This is a genomic window from Micromonospora sp. ALFpr18c, assembly GCF_008868155.1.
In the GTDB taxonomy this organism is placed as follows: domain Bacteria; phylum Actinomycetota; class Actinomycetes; order Mycobacteriales; family Micromonosporaceae; genus Micromonospora.
In genome coordinates, this window is sequence record NZ_WBKR01000132.1 from 1 (window position 1) to 18,224 (window position 18,224).

At 71.3% G+C, this 18,224-nt stretch carries 14 protein-coding genes; 9 read left to right on the forward strand and 5 right to left on the reverse strand.

The features are described from left to right. Positions 1-205: 205 nt before the first annotated feature. The 4 genes from F8271_RS21330 to F8271_RS21345 are packed head-to-tail and all read right to left on the reverse strand — an operon-like array spanning position 206 to position 4,409. Complete coding sequence (locus F8271_RS21330) at positions 206-1,150, reverse strand: MerR family transcriptional regulator (protein WP_151491613.1); 945 nt, start codon at positions 1,148-1,150, stop codon at positions 206-208. Further along, positions 1,140-1,760, reverse strand: coding sequence for an isopentenyl-diphosphate Delta-isomerase (idi, locus tag F8271_RS21335; RefSeq protein WP_151491600.1), 621 nt, complete (start codon positions 1,758-1,760; stop codon positions 1,140-1,142). The genes F8271_RS21330 and idi overlap by 11 nt, the downstream gene beginning before the upstream one ends. Beyond that, on the reverse strand, positions 1,757-3,238 hold the full coding sequence (gene crtI, locus F8271_RS21340) for a phytoene desaturase family protein (RefSeq protein WP_151491601.1): 1,482 nt from the start codon (positions 3,236-3,238) through the stop codon (positions 1,757-1,759). Before crtI ends, idi begins: the two co-directional genes overlap by 4 nt. Positions 3,239-3,266: 28 nt before the next feature. Then, positions 3,267-4,409: a polyprenyl synthetase family protein gene (locus F8271_RS21345; protein WP_151491602.1), complete on the reverse strand. Its 1,143-nt coding sequence runs from the start codon at positions 4,407-4,409 to the stop codon at positions 3,267-3,269. Positions 4,410-4,474: 65 nt separating this feature from the next. On the opposite strand from F8271_RS21345, the gene F8271_RS21350 reads away from it, so the two are divergent. Together F8271_RS21350 and F8271_RS21355 are read left to right on the forward strand one after the other, a co-directional pair. Further along, positions 4,475-5,398 (forward strand): phytoene/squalene synthase family protein, encoded by a 924-nt coding sequence (locus F8271_RS21350; RefSeq protein WP_151491603.1) that lies wholly within the window; start codon positions 4,475-4,477, stop codon positions 5,396-5,398. Continuing rightward, positions 5,395-6,720, forward strand: a complete 1,326-nt coding sequence (locus F8271_RS21355; protein WP_151491604.1) for a deoxyribodipyrimidine photo-lyase — start codon at positions 5,395-5,397, stop codon at positions 6,718-6,720. Before F8271_RS21350 ends, F8271_RS21355 begins: the two co-directional genes overlap by 4 nt. Positions 6,721-6,723: 3 nt before the next feature. On the opposite strand, the gene F8271_RS21360 is transcribed toward F8271_RS21355, so the two are convergent. Next, the gene (locus F8271_RS21360) at positions 6,724-7,794 is read right to left on the reverse strand and encodes a serine hydrolase (protein ID WP_151491605.1); all 1,071 of its coding nucleotides are present in this window, start codon (positions 7,792-7,794) and stop codon (positions 6,724-6,726) included. A gap of 91 nt (positions 7,795-7,885) precedes the next feature. On the opposite strand from F8271_RS21360, the gene F8271_RS21365 reads away from it, so the two are divergent. The 7 genes from F8271_RS21365 to F8271_RS21395 all read left to right on the forward strand — a co-directional run. Then, positions 7,886-9,361: an NAD(P)/FAD-dependent oxidoreductase gene (locus F8271_RS21365; RefSeq protein ID WP_151491606.1), complete on the forward strand. Its 1,476-nt coding sequence runs from the start codon at positions 7,886-7,888 to the stop codon at positions 9,359-9,361. Positions 9,362-9,776: 415 nt separating this feature from the next. Continuing rightward, complete coding sequence (locus F8271_RS21370) at positions 9,777-10,784, forward strand: LacI family DNA-binding transcriptional regulator (protein WP_151491607.1); 1,008 nt, start codon at positions 9,777-9,779, stop codon at positions 10,782-10,784. A 293-nt stretch (positions 10,785-11,077) separates the two neighbouring features. After that, positions 11,078-12,457, forward strand: coding sequence for an ABC transporter substrate-binding protein (locus tag F8271_RS21375; RefSeq protein ID WP_151491608.1), 1,380 nt, complete (start codon positions 11,078-11,080; stop codon positions 12,455-12,457). Between the two features lie 87 nt (positions 12,458-12,544). Then, positions 12,545-13,501 carry a carbohydrate ABC transporter permease gene (locus tag F8271_RS21380; protein ID WP_151491609.1) on the forward strand — a complete coding sequence of 319 codons (957 nt, stop codon included), beginning with the start codon at positions 12,545-12,547 and terminating at the stop codon, positions 13,499-13,501. 11 nt (positions 13,502-13,512) lie between these two features. Beyond that, entirely contained in the window at positions 13,513-14,400 is an 888-nt protein-coding gene (locus tag F8271_RS21385; RefSeq protein WP_151491610.1) for a carbohydrate ABC transporter permease, read from the forward strand. A 150-nt stretch (positions 14,401-14,550) separates the two neighbouring features. Beyond that, positions 14,551-16,155 (forward strand): glycoside hydrolase family 13 protein, encoded by a 1,605-nt coding sequence (locus F8271_RS21390; protein ID WP_225854671.1) that lies wholly within the window; start codon positions 14,551-14,553, stop codon positions 16,153-16,155. 138 nt (positions 16,156-16,293) lie between these two features. Further along, on the forward strand, positions 16,294-18,224 hold a 1,931-nt coding region (locus F8271_RS21395; protein ID WP_151491612.1), incomplete at its 3' end, for a glycosyl hydrolase family 28-related protein.

Sequence of the window (18,224 nt, forward strand, 5' to 3'; positions counted from 1 at the left end):
TGGGCGGCGTGGTCGATTCCACCGGCTGTGGTGCGCCGGCGGGTGCGATGGTGCCGTCCGGCTGGGCGCAGCCGGACAAGACCAGCGCCATGGCGAGGACGGACGCCAGGACAGCGCGGGCTTGCATCTGCTCGCTCCCGGAAGGGGTTCGGGGTAGGCGGACCCCCCGACGCTAGTGGAAGCCGCGCGAAGCGCACAGGGGCCGTCAGCCCTCGGTGGACTGGTCCAGCGAGTCACGGACCGCCACGGAGAGTGACACCGCCTCCGCGAGGTCGACCGGCCGGACCACCCCGGCGGGCAGGGAGTCGGCTCGCCAGCCGGGGCCGGCGGCGAGGACGAGCAGCGGACGGCGGGGTGCGGCGAGCAGCGCGCTGAGCTGGCCCGGGTCGGCGGTCGCCCGGGTGTGCGACCAGAGCACGACGGCGGCCGGCCCGGTCCTGCTGACCGCCTCGATGAGCGCGCCGACCGGCACCCGGGCGCCGAGCATCCGATAGCTGACCCCGGCTTCGGCCAGTGCGGCGGCCAACGCCTCGAGCGGAAGCGTGTGCTGTTCCTCATCCGCGCAGGAGAGCAGGATGCGGGCCGGCCCGGTCGGCACCTTGGCCCTGCTGGCCGCCGCGAACGCCTCCGACACGCAGCGGGACACCAGGTGTTCCACCTCGATCAGGCCAGCCGTGGCGGAGTGCCGTTCGCCGATGCCGGCGAGTACGGGACGCAGCAGGCCCTCCCAGGTGGCGACGACCCCGCTGGCGGCCAGGGTGTGCGCGATCGTCTCGCTGATCGACGCCGCGTCCAACCGCATGGCGGCGCGGGCCAGCCCGCGGGCGGCCGGGCCGGCGCGACCCACCGGGATCGTTCCGCCGCCGTCGCGGGAGGGCGGTCGGACCCGGTGGTGGCCGATGGTGTCGGTGGACGCCGGATCCGGTGCTTGCCGGGCCCAGCGGGCCGCCTCGGCGGGGCTCACCCCCTCGGCGGTGAGCCGTCGCATGATCTCTAGGCGGGCCAGGTCGGCCGGCGTGTACCGGCGGTGGTGGCCCGGGATGTGCTGGCTGGGCCCGAGCCCGTAGCGCTGGTGCCAGGTGCGCAGCGTGGTGACCGCGACCCCCAGCCGGCGCGCGACGGCGCCCGCGCTCAGCGCCTCATCGGCCACCCGACCGCTCCGCCGCGTCATCCGCCGACGATCCGGACGGGGTCACGGCCGGGCCGGTCGCGCCGGGCGTCGACGCCGAGGGGCGCAGCAGGCGGCTCACCACCCCGCCCAGCCAGGGTGCGTACGACCGGGGATCCCGGTCGAGCTCGGCCTCCAGGGCGGTGGGGTCGGCCCAGCGCAGCTCGGCCACCTCGTCGGGGTCGGGCAGCAGCGGAGCCACCGGACGGAACTCGCCGCGCAGCACGTGGTCGTACTCGAACTCGACCCGACCGGTGGCCGGGTCCTCGGCGTAGTAGACGTAGACGCCGACCTCGGTCAGCTCGACCGGGCCCGCGCCCAGTTCCTCGCGGAGCCGGCGGTTGGCCGCCTCGGCGAGGGACTCGCCCGGTCGGGGGTGGCCGCAACAGGAGTTCGCCCAGCGCAGCGGGAACCGTGTCTTGACGGCGGCCCGCCGCTGGAGCAGCACCTGGCCGTCCGGGTCGACCAGGATCACCGAGAAGGCCCGGTGCAGCTGCCCCGGTGGTTGGTGGGCGGCGGCGACGGTGGTCTCGCCATGTGCCCGCCCGGTGTCGTCGACCAGCTCGACGAGGTGCTCTTCGCGGTTGCTCATCGGCCCTCCCCGGTGATCCGACCGGCCGCCAGCTTGCCGGAGATCAGCACCATCGGCACACCGACCCCGGGCTGCGTGCCGGAGCCGACGAAGACGACGTTCGACAGGTCACGGTGCAGGTTCGACGGGCGGAACGGGCCGGTCTGGAAGAGGGTGTGCGCGGCGGCGAACGGGGTGCCGGCGGCCATCCCCTGCTCGGCCCACTCGGCGGGGGTGATGGCCCGCAGCACCTCCACCCCGGCGCCGAAGCCGACGTAGCCGCGCTCCTCCAGGGTGCCGATCAGCTGGTCGCCGTAGCGTTGGGTCAGGTCACCGCGCCACTCGAACGGGGCCCGGGCGAGATTGGGCACCGGAGCGAGCACATAGTAGGTGTGCCGGTCCGGTGGGGCCACCGACGGGTCGGTGCGGCTCGGGTTGGTGACCAGCAGCGACGGGTCGGTCATCAGCTCGCCCCGCCGGATGACCTCATCGAAGGTGCCCTTCCACGCGCGTCCGAAGTGGATGTTGTGGTGGGCGATCTTCGCATATCCCTGCCGGGAGCCGACGTGCAGGACGACGCAGGACGGCGAGTAGGTGAGTCGGCGTTCGCGGCCGGCGGGCAGCAGGTCGCGGTAGGCGACCGGCAGGTCCGGGTTGAGCACCACCACGTCCGCCGGCACGAGCTCGCCGTCGGCGGTCAGGACGCCGGTGGCCCGGCCGTTGGCGGTCTCCACCCGGGTCACCGTGGTGTCGTACCGGATCTGGACGCCGTGCTTCTCGGCGGCGCCGGCCATCGCCCGGGAGACCGCGTGGATGCCGCCGCGCGGGAAGTAGACCCCGGCCACCGAGTCGAGGTACGCGATGACCGCGTAGATGGCCAGCGCGTCGTGCGGGGCGAGGCCGGCGTACATCGCCTGGAAGGAGAAGATCCGCTGGGTGCGCGGGTCACGGAAGAACTGGTTGATCTTCGTTTGGAGGCGTCGGAACGCCCCACCGGTGAGCAGCTTGAGGAGGTTGCCGGTGATCAGGTCGGTCGGCGCGTCCAGGTTGCGTTCGATGAAGTCGGCCCGCTCCAACCGCCACAACTCCCGCGCGTAGTCGACGAAGCGCAGGTAGCCGTCGGCCTCCCTCGGCCCGCACACCCGGGAGATCTCGGCCGCCATCCGGGTGGTGTCGGTGAGCACGTCGAGGGTCGACCCGTCCGGGTAGTAGGCCCGGTAGGCGGGGTCGAGGGGCGTCAGGTCGAGCCAGTCGCGCAGCTCCTCGCCCACCGCGCCGAGCGCCTCGGCGATCAGGTCGGGCATGGTGAGCACGGTGGGGCCGGTGTCGAACTCGTAGCCGTCCACGGCGAGCCGCCCGGCCCGCCCGCCGGGCACCGGCTCACGTTCCAGCACGGTCACCTGCCGGCCACTGCCGGCCAGGTGCAGCGCGCAGGCGAGCCCACCCAACCCGGCGCCGACGACCACCACCCGGTCCGTCCGTCCTGTCACCGTCCGCACGTGACCACCTCCTTGGGAAAGTCGTTCATCAGGCCCGCCGATCGGTGGCGGCGGTGGCCAGCCCGGTCAGCGCGGTCCGTGCCGTCCGGTCCACGGGTGCGGCGTCCAGCGCGGCCAACGCGTCGCCGACCCGCTCGGCGATCATCCGTTCCACCCGGGCCGCCGCGCCGGTCTCGGCGACCAGCTCGGCGAGCCGTTCGACCGGTGCCGTCCCGGCTTGGTCCAGCGCGGTGAGCTGGGCCGGCGTGGCCAACTGCCGGGCCAGCATGAGCAGCGTCGTCGGCTTGCCGGCGCGCAGATCGTCACCGGCCGGTTTGCCGGTGACGGCCGGGTCGCCGTAGACGCCGAGCAGGTCGTCGCGCAGCTGGAACGCCTCGCCAACGGCCAGGCCGTAGCGGGTGTACGCGGCGGTCAGCGGGTCGTCGGCGGGCGCTCCGGCCAGGCAGGCGCCGAAGAGCAGCGGCCGTTGGACGGTGTAGCTGGCGGTCTTGTAACGCGCCACCCGCAGGGCCCGGTCGACCGACCAGTTGGCCGGGTCGTTCTCACCGAGCACGTCGAGATACTGCCCGGCGACGGTGTCGACCCGCATCTGGTCGTAGCAGTGGCGGACCTCGAACAGCTGGGCCGGCACCACGGTGGCCTGCGCCAGCAGCCGGTCGGCCCAGACCATGCAGAGGTCGCCGATGAGCACCGCGACGGCCTCGCCGAACCGGCCCGGGTCGCCCCGGTGGCCGGCGGCGACGTGCTGCTCGGCGAGCGCGACATGTGCGGTGGGCCGGCCGCGTCGGACCGTGGAGGCGTCCATCACGTCGTCGTGCACCAGCGCGAAGGTGTGCAGCAGTTCGAGGGCGGCCAGCGCGGGCAGCACCGGCGCCAGTGGCTCGCTGCCGCCGACCGCCCCGCGCCAGCCCCAGTACGCGAAGGTGGGCCGGATCCGCTTGCCGCCGGCCAGCACGGCGTCCCGGGCGGCGACCGCGAAGCCGCCCATCCCCGCGTCGATCTCGGCGAGGGTGTCGACCTCGGCGGCGAGGAACGTGGTGAGGGTGTCGTCCACCGCCGTGATCAGGTCCTGGGTGTACGCGGCGAGCACCGCCCGGACCGGATCGTCCCCCTCGCCCGGCCCTGCCGGCGCCACACGAATCGCGTTGCCCGCAACTGCGTCGTTGGCCATGTGGGCGAGCGTACCCTAGGGTTACGAGTTGCGTCGATTGGTGCGTCGATATTTGAGGAGGGCCGGTGGACACCGATCTCACCGCTGCCTATGACCGGTGCCGTGAGCTGCACAGACGTCACGGCCGCACCTACTATCTCGCCACCCGGCTGCTTCCCGCGTGGAAACGACGACATGTGCACGCCCTCTACGGGTTCACGCGGTACGCCGACGAGATCGTCGACCGCACCGAGGACCTGCCGCCGGCCGAGCGGGCCGCCCTGCTCGACGACTGGGCCAGCCGTTTCGTGGCCGGCCTGCACGGTGCGCCGGTCGACGACCCGCTGCTGCCGGCCGTGCTGCACACGATCGCCGTCTTCGATCTCGACCGGGACGACTTTGCGTCGTTTCTGAAGAGCATGGCGATGGATCTGACCGTCACCGCGTACCCGACCTACGACCACCTGCTCGACTACATGGAGGGTTCGGCGGCGGTCATCGGCACGATGATGCTGCCCATCCTCGGCAGCTCCGACCCGGCGGCGGCCCGCGAGCCGGCCCGCCAACTCGGCTTCGCCTTCCAGCTCACCAACTTCATCCGGGACGTCGCCGAGGACCTCGACCGGGGCCGCACCTACCTGCCGGACGAGGACCTGGCGAAGTTCGGCGTCACCCGCGACGAGCTGGTCGAGGCCCGGGACCGGGGGCGGGGCACGCCCCGGACCCGCGAGCTGATCGAGTACGAGGTGACCCGCGCGCAGGCGCACTACGCCGCCGCCGCACCCGGCATCACCATGCTCGCGCCCGCCTCGCAGGCGTGCATGCGCACCGCGTACGCGCTGTACGGCGGCATCCTCGACGAGGTGGCCGCGCAGGACTACGACGTGTTCGCCCGGCGGGCCCTGGTGCCGCAACGGCGTCGGATGGCGGTGGCCGCCCGTGCCCTGCTCACGTCGACCGGTACCCCGGTCTCCATCCCCGGGCCGACGGTGCACCCGGCGGCCCGGTGACCGGGGGCACCGCGATCGTTCTCCTCACCCGCGACCTGCGGGTGCACGACCACCCGGCGCTGGCCACCACCTGCGCGGCCTTCGACCGGGTGGTTCCGCTGTACGTGTTCGACCTGGCGCTGGCCGGCCTGTCGGCCAACCGCACCCGGTTCCTGCACCAGGCCGTCGCCGAGTTGCGCACCGAGTTGCGCGAGCGGGGCGGCGACCTGGTGGTGCGCCACGGCGACCCGGTGGACGAGACGGTCCGGCTGGCCGGCGAGGTCGGCGCCACCGCCGTCGCTCTCTCGGCCGATGTGAGCCGGCACGCCCGCCGGCGGGAGCGGCGCCTGCGCGACGAGTGTGCGCGGCACCGGCTGCACCTGCGACTGTTTCCCGGGCTGACCGTCATCGAGCCGGGTGCCCTGCGGCCGGGCGGCGGCGGTGACCACTACCGGGTGTTCACCCCGTACCACCGGGCCTGGGCGGCCTCGCCATGGCGCGAGGAGTTGGCCGCGCCGCGGCGGATCACGCTGCCCGACGGGGTACGCGTCGGTCGGCTGCCGGCGCTGCCGGCCGGAGAGTCACCCGACGCCGCCGTCGGCGGCGAGCGGGTCGCCCGCCAGCGGCTCACCGACTGGCTGCCCGACCTCGACCGGTACGGCGACCAGCACGACGACATGGCCGGCGACGACACGTCCCGGCTCAGCCCGTACCTGCGTTTCGGCTGCGTGTCGCCGCTGGCGGTAGCCAACCGGGCCGGCGACCGGTCCGGCCCGTTCGTCCGGCAGCTCTGCTGGCGGGACTTCTACTACCAGGTCACCGCCGCCTTTCCGGCGATCTCGACCGCCGCGTACCGGCCGGGTGCCACCGAGCGGTGGCGCTACGACGACGACGCGCTGGCGGCCTGGGCCGAGGGGCGCACCGGGATGCCGATCGTGGACGCGGGGATGCGGCAGCTGCGGGCGCAGGGTTGGATGCACAACCGGGCCCGGCTGATCACGGCCGGCTACCTGACGAAGCACCTCGGGCAGGACTGGCGGGCCGGGGTGGGCGTCTTCTTCCGTTGGCTGCTGGACGGCGACGTGGCCAACAACTCCGGCAACTGGCAGTGGGTCGCCGGCACCGGCAACGACACCAAGCCGTACCGGGGGTTCAACCCGGTCCGGCAGGCCGAACGGTACGACCCGGACGGCGACTACGTCCGCCGCTGGGTGCCGGAGCTGGCGAGGGTGCCGGGCAAGGCCGTGCACCAGCCGTGGAAGCTGCCCGACGACCCGCGCCGATCGCTGGACTACCCACCGCCGCTCTCGGTGCCCGGCACCGATCCGGTGTGGCTGCGCTGACGGTCACAGGCAGGAGTGCAGGGCCTCGACCAGCTCGTCCACCCGGTCGTGTTCGGCGAGCAGGGCCGTGGCGTACGCGAAGACGTAACCCCGCTCCGGGTCGGCCCACGCACTGCTGCCACCGATGCCGCCCATGCCCCAACTACCGTCCGGCTCCCACTGCATGCCGAGCGTCCACCGGACCTGGCGGTCCAGCACGAGGTCCGGCCCGTCGTACTGGATCCGGGTCGCCTCGGCCACCAGTTCGGGGCTGACCAGCCGGACCCCGTCCAGGACGCCACCGGCCAGTAGGCCGGCGTAGAGCCGGGCCAACCCGGACGCGCTGGCGTGCAGGTTGACCGCCGGCACCTCGGCACGCCGCCAGAGCGGGCTGTTCAGCACCGCCAGGTCAAGCCCACCGGCCGGGTTGCCCATCGCCCGCGCCCGCGGTGAACCCGGCTCGCCGAGCTTCCGGGCCGGCCACTGCGGGTCGCCGTAGCGCAGGTCCGCGCAGCGCCGCTGGTCCGCCTCGGCCAGCCCGAAGCCGAGGTCGAGCCGCCACGGGCCGGCGATCTCGTCGGCCAGGAACCTGCCCACCGAGCGGCCGTCGACCCGCCGGACCAGCTCGCCCACCAGGTGCCCGTACGTCCACGCGTGCTCCCCGGCCATCGAGCCCGGCGTCCACTCGGGATCGGCTGCGGCGAGGTCGCCGGCGAGCAGAGCCCAGTCGGCGATCGCGGCGGCCGGCCGGGGCACCGGGAAGGTCGGCAGCCCGGAGGTGTGCGACAGCAGGTGCCGCACGGTGGCCGGGGTGCGGAACTCCGGCCAGTACCGATCGACGGGCGCGTCGAGGTCGACCTGCCCACGGTCGACGAGCGTCAGCAGACACAGCGCGGCCACCGGCTTGCCGGCCGAGTAGACGTTGACCAGGGTGTCCGGCCGCCACGGCTCGCCACCCGGCCCGTCGCTGGTGCCACCGACCAGGTCGACCACCGGCTGCCCGTCGTACCAGACGGTCAGGCTCGCGCCGCTCTCCCGGCCGGAGGCGAGCAGGTCGTGGAAGTGATCCCGGACCGGGGTGAAGCGTGCGTGCATGCGGTAACCGTAGGCTGCCCGGCCCGCTACCGGGGTCGACTTTTCGTTGACCCCGGTGGTTGGCGTGCGGTCGCTGGGGGATGCTGTTCGGGTGGCGGAACCGGAGCTGGTGGATGTTGTCGTGGTCGGGCTCGGGGTCGGCGGCGAGGAGGTGGCCGAGCGGCTCGCCGAGGCCGGCCTGAGCGTCGTCGGTGTCGAGCGGGATCTGGTCGGCGGTGAGTGCCCGTACTGGGGCTGCATCCCGAGCAAGATGATGATCAGGGCGGCCAACGCGCTCGCCGAGGCCCGCCGTGTCGACGGGTTGGCCGGGACGGCGCAGGTCCAGCCGGACTGGGCGCCGGTGGCGAAGCGGATCCGCGAGGAGGCCACCGACACCTGGGACGACACGGTCGCGGTGCAGCGGTTCACCGGCAAGGGTGGCCGCTTCGTCCGGGGCAGCGGCCGGCTCGACGGCCCGGGGCGGGTCCGGGTCGGTGACCAGGTGTTCCAGGCTCGGCACGGGGTCGTGCTGGGCACCGGCACGCGTCCGTCGGTGCCGCCGATCGATGGGTTGGCCGACACCCCGTACTGGACCAACCACCAGGCGATCGAGGTCGAGCAGTTGCCGGCGTCGCTGCTGGTGCTCGGAGGTGGCGCGATCGGACTGGAACTGGCCCAGGTCTTCGCCCGCTTCGGTGTGCGGGTCACCGTGGTGGAGGCGCTGGAGCGGGTGCTGGCCGTCGAGGAGCCGGAGGCGTCCGAGGTCGCCGCCGCGGCGCTGCGCGCCGACGGCGTGGAGATCCACACCGGGGTACGCGCCGAACGGGTCGAGCACGACGGGAACCGGTTCACCCTGCGGGGGGCCGGCGGTGCCGAGTTCACGGCCGACCAGTTGCTGGTGGTGACCGGGCGCCGCGCCCACCTGGAGGAGTTGGGGCTGGACACGGTCGGCGTGGACGCCGCCCAGCGCTACCTGCCGGTGGACGACCGGTTGCACGTCACCGACGGCATCTGGGCGGTCGGTGACCTGACCGGCGAGGGGGCCTTCACCCACATCGCCATGTACCAGGCGGCCATCGTGATCGCCGACGTGCTGGCGCACGCTCGCCAGGCGGACGCGGGGCCGGATGCCAGCGGCACCGCCAGCGTGGTCGGCGGTGCGATGGGCGCGTCCAGTTCGCTGGCGGCCAGTGGGTCGAGCGGTTCGGCGGGCAGCGTGCCACGCGCCGACTACCGCGCGCTGCCCCGGGTGACGTTCACCGATCCCGAGGTCGGCGCGGTGGGGCTGACCGAGCGGCAGGCCCGCGAGCGCGGCATCAACGTGCAGGTCGGGTTCACCAAGCTGAGCAGCTCGACCCGGGGTTGGATCCACCAGGTCGGCGACGAGGGTTTCATCAAGCTGATCGCGGACGCCGACCAGGGCGTGCTGATCGGCGCGACGTCGGTCGGCCCGACCGGTGGCGAGGTGCTCTCGGCGCTGGTCGTGGCGGTGCACGCGGCGGTGCCGCTGAGTCAGCTCCGGCACATGATCTACGCGTACCCGACGTTCCACCGGGCCATCGAGGACGCGCTGCGCAACCTGTCCTGACGACACCGGCGGCTGGCCGGCGCCGTGCGGGCTGCGCGAGGTCCGCGCCGTGCGGGCTGCGCGAGGTCCGCGCCGTGCGGGCTCCGCGAGGTCCGCGCCGTGCGGGCTCCGCGAGGTCCGCGCTGTGCGGGCTCCGCGAGGTCCGCGCTGTGCGGGCTCCGCGAGGTCCGCGCTGTGCGGGCTCCGCGAGGCCCGTGCCCGGAAGAGCGTGATGCCTCACAGTCATCTTGATGCCGCTGAGGCATCACGCTCGAAACGGCGAGCGGGACAGGTCGGAGGCAGTGCGGCGCCGCGTCGGGCTGGCGTCACGGTGCACATCGGCGTGTCGATCGACGTCAAGACGTGGCAGGTCAACGGCAAAACCCAGCGGATTGGCTGTTCATTTCTTTCATGAGGTTGACGTACGATTGCGACCGTGACCAAGCGGTTGACTGAAGTTGCCAAGAAGGCGGGCGTCAGCGAGGCCACCGTCAGCCGGGTGCTCAACGGTCGGGACGGCGTGTCCGAGGCGACCCGGACGGCCGTGCTGACCGCGCTCGACGTGCTCGGCTACGAGCGGCCGACCAAGCTGCGTGGCGAGCGTGCCCGGCTGGTCGGGCTGGTGCTGCCCGAACTGCAGAACCCGATCTTCCCGGCGCTCGCCGAGGTGGTGACCGGGTCGCTCGCCCAGCGGGGTTACACCCCGGCGCTCTGCGCCCGCACCATCGGTGGTGTGTCCGAGATGGACTACGTGGAGATGCTCCTCGACCACCAGGTCTCCGGGGTGATCTTCGCCGGCGGTTCGTACGCCCTCGCCGACGCGCGGCACGACCACTACCGCCGGCTGACCGACCGGGGCCTGCCGGTGGTGTTGGTCAACGCGGGCGTGGACGAGTTGGGCTTTCCCCGGGTCTCCACGGACGACGCGGTGGCCGTGGAGCAGGCGTACGGGCACCTGCGGTCGCTCGGGCACGAGCGCATCGGGCTGGTGCTCGGCCCGGAGGGGCACGTGCCGTCCCGGCGCAAGCTGGACGCGATGATCCAGGCCGCGGGCTGGGGCGAGGGCGACGACGCGGAATGCGTCGAGCGTTCCAGCTTCTCGATGGAGGGCGCCCGGGTGGCCGCGACGAAACTGGTCGAGCGGGGTGTCACCGGCATCATCTGCGCCAGCGACGTGCTGGCCCTGGGCACCATTCGAGCCGCACGGCGGCTGGGTCGTGCCGTGCCGACCGACATCTCGGTGGTGGGCTACGACGACTCCGCGTTCATGACCTGCACCGACCCGCCGCTGACCACGGTGCGGCAGCCGATCGAGACGATGGGCCAAGCCGCCGTGGACCTGCTGGTGACCCAGATCGAGGGGGCCGGCGTGCTGCACGACGAGCTGCTGTTCGAACCCGAGCTGGTGGTACGCGGCTCCACCGCACCGGCACCCCGTCGCTGACCCTCGCCGTACCGCACTGACCGACCGCCCTCCGGCCGTCGACCGCCCCCCGCGGTCGGCGGCCTTTTCGCTGTCCAAAACCGTCCGAACCAGGCGCAATCCCAACTTCTGTTCGTCTCTGTCGTCAAGATGTCGCGTCTTTTCAAAACACAGTCGACACCTTGCTGAAATGAGTCGGCCTCGTTACAGTGACTTCACTCACACCCGGCTCCGGCGCAGCTACAGGGCGTCAGGTCGCATCACCGCAGATCAGCGAAGGTCTTGGAGACACCCGTTTCCGGAGGGATGGACAGATGTCCGTACCGCAATACCGAAAGGCTGCGGCGCTGGCGCTCGTGGCCGGCCTGGGGTTCAGCCTCACGGCGTGCTCCACGAAGAGCGGCGACAAGGACACGAACGCCGGCGGCAAGGTCACCATCACGGTCGACTGCCAGCCCGTCGGCGCCCAGAAAGAACTGTTGAAGAACTGGAACGACGACGTCGCCGAGTTCCAGCGGCAGAACCCGGACATCGTCGTCAAGAGCGTGAGCGTCGGCGAGCAGTGCAACAACCCGCCGGACTTCACCGCCCGCCTCGCCGGCGGCACCGTGACCGACGTGTTCTACGGGTACATGACCGACGTCCAGCAGGTGCTCGACTCCGGCCAGGCGATGGACATCGCCCAATATGCCAACAAGGACACGATCCCCACCTGGGACAGCATCGACCCGGCGCTCAAGGAGGTCTTCACCGACGGCGGCAAGCTCTACGCCGTCCCGGTGAAGAACTACTCGATGGGCCTGATCTACAACAAGGTCCTCTTCCAGCAGGCCGGGCTCGACGTGAACAACCCGCCCAAGACCTGGGCGGACGTCCGGGCGGCCGCCAAGAAGATCTCCGCCCTCGGCAACGGCATCGCCGGCTACTCGGAGTACAGCGCCGGCAACACCGGCGGCTGGCACTTCACCTCCCTGCTCTACTCGCAGGGCGGCCGGGTGCTGACCGAGGACGGCAAGAAGGCCGACTTCAACAACGCCCAGGGCAAGCAGGTCCTGCAGAACCTCAAGGACATGCGGTACGGCGACAACAGCATGGGCAGCCGCCAGCTGCTCCAGTGGGCTGACCTGCTGACGAACGCCGGCGCGGGCAAGGTCGGCATGTTCATCGGTGCTCCGGACGCCACCCAGGCGATCGTCAGCCAGTTCCAGGGCAAGTTCCAGGACTGGGCGATGGCCCCGCTGCCCGGCCAGGATGGCGCGGCGAAGGGGACGCTCGGCGGCGGCGAGGGTTACTTCTTCAAGAAGGACCTGACCCCCGAGCAGGTCAAGGCCGGTATGAAGTGGATCGCGTACCAGAAGCTGACCCCGGGCAAGGGCCAGTTCGACTACGTGCGGGCCAAGCCGCAGAACTACCCGGTGGGTCTGCCCCAGCCGCTGCTGTTCGCCAACGGCAGCGACGCGCAGAAGCAGGAACTGGAGCTGCGCAAGGCCAACGCGAACGTCGACACGGCGAACTTCGCGATCTTCGAGGCGACCCCGGTGCCGATCAAGGGTGAGCCGCGCAACGCGCAGGCCATCTACGCGGTGCTCGACGCCGCGATGTCCGGGGTGCTGACCAACCCGAACGCGAACATCGACGCGCTGCTCAAGACCGCCGAGGAGAAGGTCAACCAGCTCCTCGCCGCGGAGAGCTGACCGAGCGTGTGGGGGCCGGGACGCCGACCCGGCCCCCACACCGTCCACGCCGCATCGACGACGTCACCGACTCACTCAGGAGTTGCCTTGGCGATCACCACCGTCCCGCCGACCTCTCGGACAGCGGGCCGTCCGCCGTCGCCGTACCCGGCGAGGCCGCAGCGCACGAGCCTCGGCCGCAAGGTACGGGACAACCTCACCGGTCACGCGTTCCTGATTGGGGCGGTGCTCTGCTTCGTCGTCTTCTCCTGGTACCCGATGGTCCGCGGCATCGTCATGAGCTTCCAGCGGACCCGGCGCGGCGAGACCACCTGGGTGGGTTGGGACAACTACTCCCGCATCCTCGCCGACCCGAGCTTCTGGCCGGCCTGGCAGAACACGCTCTACTTCACGGTGCTCGCGCTCGTCGTCGGGTACGCGGTGCCGTTCTTCGTGGCGATCCTGCTCAACGAGTTCCGCCACGCCAAGGGTTACCTGCGGATCCTGGTCTACCTGCCGGTGATGCTGCCGCCGGCCTCCGCGCTGTACCTGTTCAAGTTCTACGCGTACGACCCCAGCGACGCGGGGCTCTTCAACGCGATCCTGAAGGCGTTGCACCTGCCCACCTCCCAGTGGATGCAGTCGCCCGACATGACGATGCCGGCCATGGTGATCGCGTCGACCTGGATGAACATGGGTGGCGCGGTGCTCATCTACCTGGCGTCGTTGCAGAGCATCCCCGGTGAGCTGTACGAGGCGGCCGAGCTCGACGGCGCGGGGATCTGGCGGCGCATCCGGCACGTGACGATCCCGCAGACCCGCCTGATCCTCGCGCTCCTGGCGATGATCCAGATCGTCGCCACGATGCAGCTCTTCATCGAGCCCCTGATCCTCGCCAACGGCGCGGGCGCGGAGGACTCCGCGACGACGGTGGCGTACCTGATCTACCAGCACGGGTTCTTCCAGAACGACCTCAACGGCGCCGCCGCAGTGGGCGTGATCATGCTCGTGGTGCTGGCCGGCTTCTCCGCCGTGTACCTGCGGCTGAGCGCGAAACAGGACTAGGACGGCGAGGAATGGCACAGGAATCCGGCACCCGGACCCTCATCTCCCAAGCCCAGCTCAGCCGGGGGCGCGGCAGGATCATCTACTGGACGCTGCTGGTGGTCGTCGTGACGGGGTTCACCCTCGTTTTCCTCGGCCCGCTCTACTGGATGGTTACCGGCGCGCTCAAGTCCGGCCAGGAGATCGCGCAGACCCCGCCGACGCTGTTCCCGAAGGACCCCCAGCCGCAGAACTACATCGACGCCTGGAACAACCTGGAACTCGCCAAGCTGCTGTTCAACACGTTCTACTACGCCATCGGCGCGGTGCTGTTCCAACTCGTCTTCGATGCGGCTGCCGCGTACTCGTTGTCCAAGCTGAGGCCGATTTTCGGCAACGTGATCCTCGCGCTGATGCTGGGAACGCTGATGATTCCGGCGATGGTCCTCATCGTTCCGCAGTACGTGACCGTGATCGACCTGCCGATCGCGCACATCAACCTGCTGGACTCGCCGTTCGCGATCTGGCTGCCCCTGGTGGCGAACGCATTCAACATCTTCCTGTTGAAGCGGTTCTTCGACTCGATTCCGGAGGAGCTGATGGCGGCGGCCCTGGTGGACGGGGCGACGCCACTGCGTACGCTCTGGTCGATCATCCTGCCGATGTCCCGCCCGATCCTCGGGGTCGTCGCGATCCTGGCCATGACGGCGGTCTGGAAGGACTTCCTCTGGCCGAAGCTGGTCATGCCGTCGCCGCAGACGCGGACGGTCAGCGTCGGCATCTACTCCTTCGCGGGTGGTACGCCCATGAACGTGGTGATCGCCGCGTCGGTCATCGCCGCGATCCCGACCGTCATCGTCTTCCTGATCTTCCAGCGGAACATCATGTCCGGCCTGACCACCGGCAGCCTCAAGGGGTGACCATTACCGCGTCTCCCCGCGGCGAACAATGACCGTTCGCCCGACACATATCCAGGTCCGGCGAACTCGCCGACGTACTGACGCAGAAAGCAGGTGCTCGTGTCCACAGCAGACAGTGGTCCGTGGTGGCGTGGAGCCGTTATCTACCAGGTGTATCCACGTAGCTTCGCCGACGGCAACGGCGACGGTATCGGCGACATCGCCGGGATCCGGTCCCGGCTGGATCACCTGGCCGCACTTGGCGTCGACGCGATCTGGTTCAGCCCCTGGTATCCGTCGCCGATGGCCGACGCCGGCTACGACGTGTCCGACTACCGTGACATCGACCCGGTCTTCGGCACGCTGGCCGAGGCGGAGGCCCTGATCGCGGAGGCCCACGCGCTCGGCATCCGGACCATCGTCGACGTCGTACCCAACCACTGCTCGGACGCGCACCCGTGGTTCCAGGCCGCCCTCGCCGGCGGCCCCGGGGCGCCCGAGCGGGACCTGTTCTGGTTCCGCCCCGGCCGGGGGCCGAACGGCGACCAGCGGCCCACCGACTGGGTCGGCGAGTTCGGCGGCGAGACCTGGACGCGCACCACCAACCCGGACGGCACCCCCGGCGACTGGTACCTGCACCTGTTCGCCCCGCAGCAGCCGGACTTCAACTGGGAGCACCCCCGGGTACGCGCCGAATTCGAGGACATCCTGCGGTTCTGGTTCGACCGGGGCGTCGACGGCATCCGGATCGACTCGGCCGGTCTGCTGGTCAAGGACGGCGAGCTGCCCGAGGTCCGGCCGGACCAGCCGCACCCGTTCCACGACCTCGACGGGGTCCACGACATCTACCGGGGCTGGCGCCGGGTCGCCGACTCCTACCCCGGCGAGCGCGCCCTGATCGGTGAGGTGTGGCTGCCGGACCGGCAGCGGTTCGCCAACTACCTGCGCCCGGACGAGCTGCACGCGGCGTTCAACTTCGACTTCCTCGGCTGCGCCTGGGACGCCTCTGCGTTGCGCGAGAGCATCGACGGCACGTTGAGCGCGCACGCGCCGGTCGGTGCGCCGGCCACCTGGGTGCTCTCCAACCACGACGTCACCCGGCACGTCACCCGCTACGGGCGGGCGGACACCACGTTCAGCTTCGCCGCCAAGCGCGAGGGCATCCCGACCGACCTGGAGCTGGGCACCCGGCGGGCCCGTGCCGCCGCGCTGCTCTCGCTGTCGCTGCCCGGCGCCGCCTACGTCTACCAGGGCGAGGAGCTGGGGCTCTACGAGGTCGAGGACATTCCGTACGCGATGCGCCAGGACCCGATGTGGGAGCGTTCCGGCCGCGTCGACCCCGGCCGTGACGGCTGCCGCGTGCCCTTGCCGTGGACCGGCGACGAGCCGCCGTTCGGGTTCAGCCCCGACGGCGCGACCGCTCCGTGGCTGCCTCAGCCGGCCGACTGGAAGGAACGGACCGCCCGGGCGCAGACCGGCGACGCGGCCTCGATGCTGGAGCTGTACCGGGCGGCGATCGGGATCCGCCGGGCCCAGCCGGCGCTCGGCGACGGCGAGCTGACCTGGCTGACCGCCCCGGAGGGGGTGCTCGCGTTCAGCCGGGGCGGTGGCTTCCGCTGCCTGGTCAACCTCTCCGACACCCCGGTGGAGGTGCCCGCCGACGGGGATGTGCTGCTGGCCAGCGGGCCGCTCGACGACGGTCTGCTGCCGTCGGACACCGCCGTCTGGCTGCGTACCGCCGAATCGCCCGCGGCGGACGGCGCCGCCCTCACCTGACCCACGCCGTGGTGCCGGCGGTCCCGTCCCGACCGCCGGCACCACACCCGTCGAAGAGAGGAGGACCAAGGGGGAACGCGACACGCCGCACCGCAACGGGGGGACCTGGCCTGCCTGACGAAAGGGAGAGCGCAGCTCATGGCCAACCACACCACCGGCACCCCGCACCACCTTCGACACCCGACCCGGGCAGGGTTGGCCGCCATCGCCGCCACCCTGCTCGCCGCCACATCGGTGACCGTCCTCGCGGTCACCGGCACCGCCACCCCGGCCTCGGCGGCCGGGCTGTCCCCCTTCGACATCCCCGGCCGCGGCGCGACCGTGCCGTTCGTCGAGCAGGAGGCGGAGAAGGCCGCCCACAACGGCACGAAGATCGGCCCGGACCGCCGCTACGGCACGCTGCCGTCGGAGGCGTCCGGCCGGGAGGCGGTCACCCTCGACGCCGTCGGCGAGTACGTCGAGTTCACGCTCACCGCCCCGGCCAACGCGGTCACCTTCCGGATCAGCCTGCCGGACAGCCCGGCCGGCACCGGCCGGGACGCCGCCATCGACCTGCGAGCCAACGGGACGCTGCTGAAGTCGGTCCCGGTGACGTCGAGGTACGGCTGGTACTACGGCGGATACCCGTTCAACAACAACCCGGGCGACACCAACCCGCACCACTTCTACGACGAGACCCGGGCGCTGTTCGGCAGCACCCAGCCGGCCGGGACGAAGATTCGCCTCCAGGTCTCGTCGACGGCCCAGTCGCCGACGTTCACCGTCGACCTGGCCGACTTCGAGCTGGTCACGCCGATCGCCAAGCCCAGCGGTGTGCTCGACGTGGTCACCGACTTCGGTGCCGACCCGAGCGGCGCGACCGACTCGACCGCGAAGTTCCAGGCCGCGGTCGACGCCGGAAAGGCCCAGGGCAGGGCCGTCTGGATCCCGACCGGCGCCTTCACCCTCTGGGACCACGTGGTGGTCGACGGGGTGACGCTGCGTGGTGCCGGACCGTGGTATTCGGTGCTCGGCGGCCGGCACCCCACCGACCGCAAGCGGGCCGCCGGCGTCTACGGCAAGTACGTCCCCGGCGGCGGCTACACCGGCGAGATCCGGTCACACGAGGCCGGCGGGCCGAGCCGCAACGTCACGCTGCGGGACTTCGCCATCATCGGTGACATCCGGGAACGGATGGACGACGACCAGGTCAACGCCCTCGGTGGGGCGATGTCCAACTCGGTCGTGGACAACCTGTGGCTGGAGAACACCAAGGTCGGGGCGTGGATGGACGGCCCGATGGACAACTTCACCATCCGCAACAGCCGGATCCTGGACCAGACCGCGGACGGGGTGAACTTCCACACCGGCGTGACCAACTCGACGGTGACCAACACGTTCGTCCGCAACACCGGTGACGACGCCCTGGCGATGTGGGCGCAGAACGTGCCGAACGTCAACAATTCCTTCACGCACAACACCATCGGCGTGACCCTGTTGGCGAACCACCTGGTCAGCTACGGCGGCCGGGACATCACAATCACCGACAACGTCACGGCCGACTCGCTGACCAACGGCGGCGGCATCCACGTCGCCAACCGCTACCCCGGCGTGCAGGGTGCCACCGGTGTCCAGGGCACCTGGACGATCGCCCGGAACACCCTGATCCGCAACGGCAACTCGGACTACAACTGGAACTTCGGCGTCGGAGCGATCTGGTTCTCCGCCCTCAACGAGGCGTTCCAGAACCCCACCATCAACATCACCGACACCGACATCCTGGACAGCTCGTACGCGGCGCTACACTGGATCGAGGGCCAGACCAACGGAATCAACCTCACCAACGTGCGCATCGACGGCGCCGGCACGTACGCCCTCCAGGTGCAGGCGCCCAGCCAGGTGTCCTTCACCAACGTGCGGGCCAGCAACATCGCGCAGAGCAATCCGATCCACAACTGCGTGGGCGGGGGCTTCCAGATCACCCAGGGCTCGGGCAACTCGGGCTGGTACACCCCGACCCCGTACTGCGGCCCGTGGCCGGACCCGCAGTGGGGCGGTGGCCCGACCTCGCCGCCTCCGACCACCACGCC

Coding starts and splice junctions, on each gene's coding strand:
- F8271_RS21385 (WP_151491610.1), top strand. CDS start 13,513: ATGGCACAGGAATCCGGCACCCGGACCCTCATCTCCCAAGCCCAGCTC.
- F8271_RS21360 (WP_151491605.1), bottom strand. CDS start 7,794: ATGCACGCACGCTTCACCCCGGTCCGGGATCACTTCCACGACCTGCTC.
- idi (WP_151491600.1), bottom strand. CDS start 1,760: ATGAGCAACCGCGAAGAGCACCTCGTCGAGCTGGTCGACGACACCGGG.
- F8271_RS21345 (WP_151491602.1), bottom strand. CDS start 4,409: ATGGCCAACGACGCAGTTGCGGGCAACGCGATTCGTGTGGCGCCGGCA.
- F8271_RS21375 (WP_151491608.1), top strand. CDS start 11,078: ATGTCCGTACCGCAATACCGAAAGGCTGCGGCGCTGGCGCTCGTGGCC.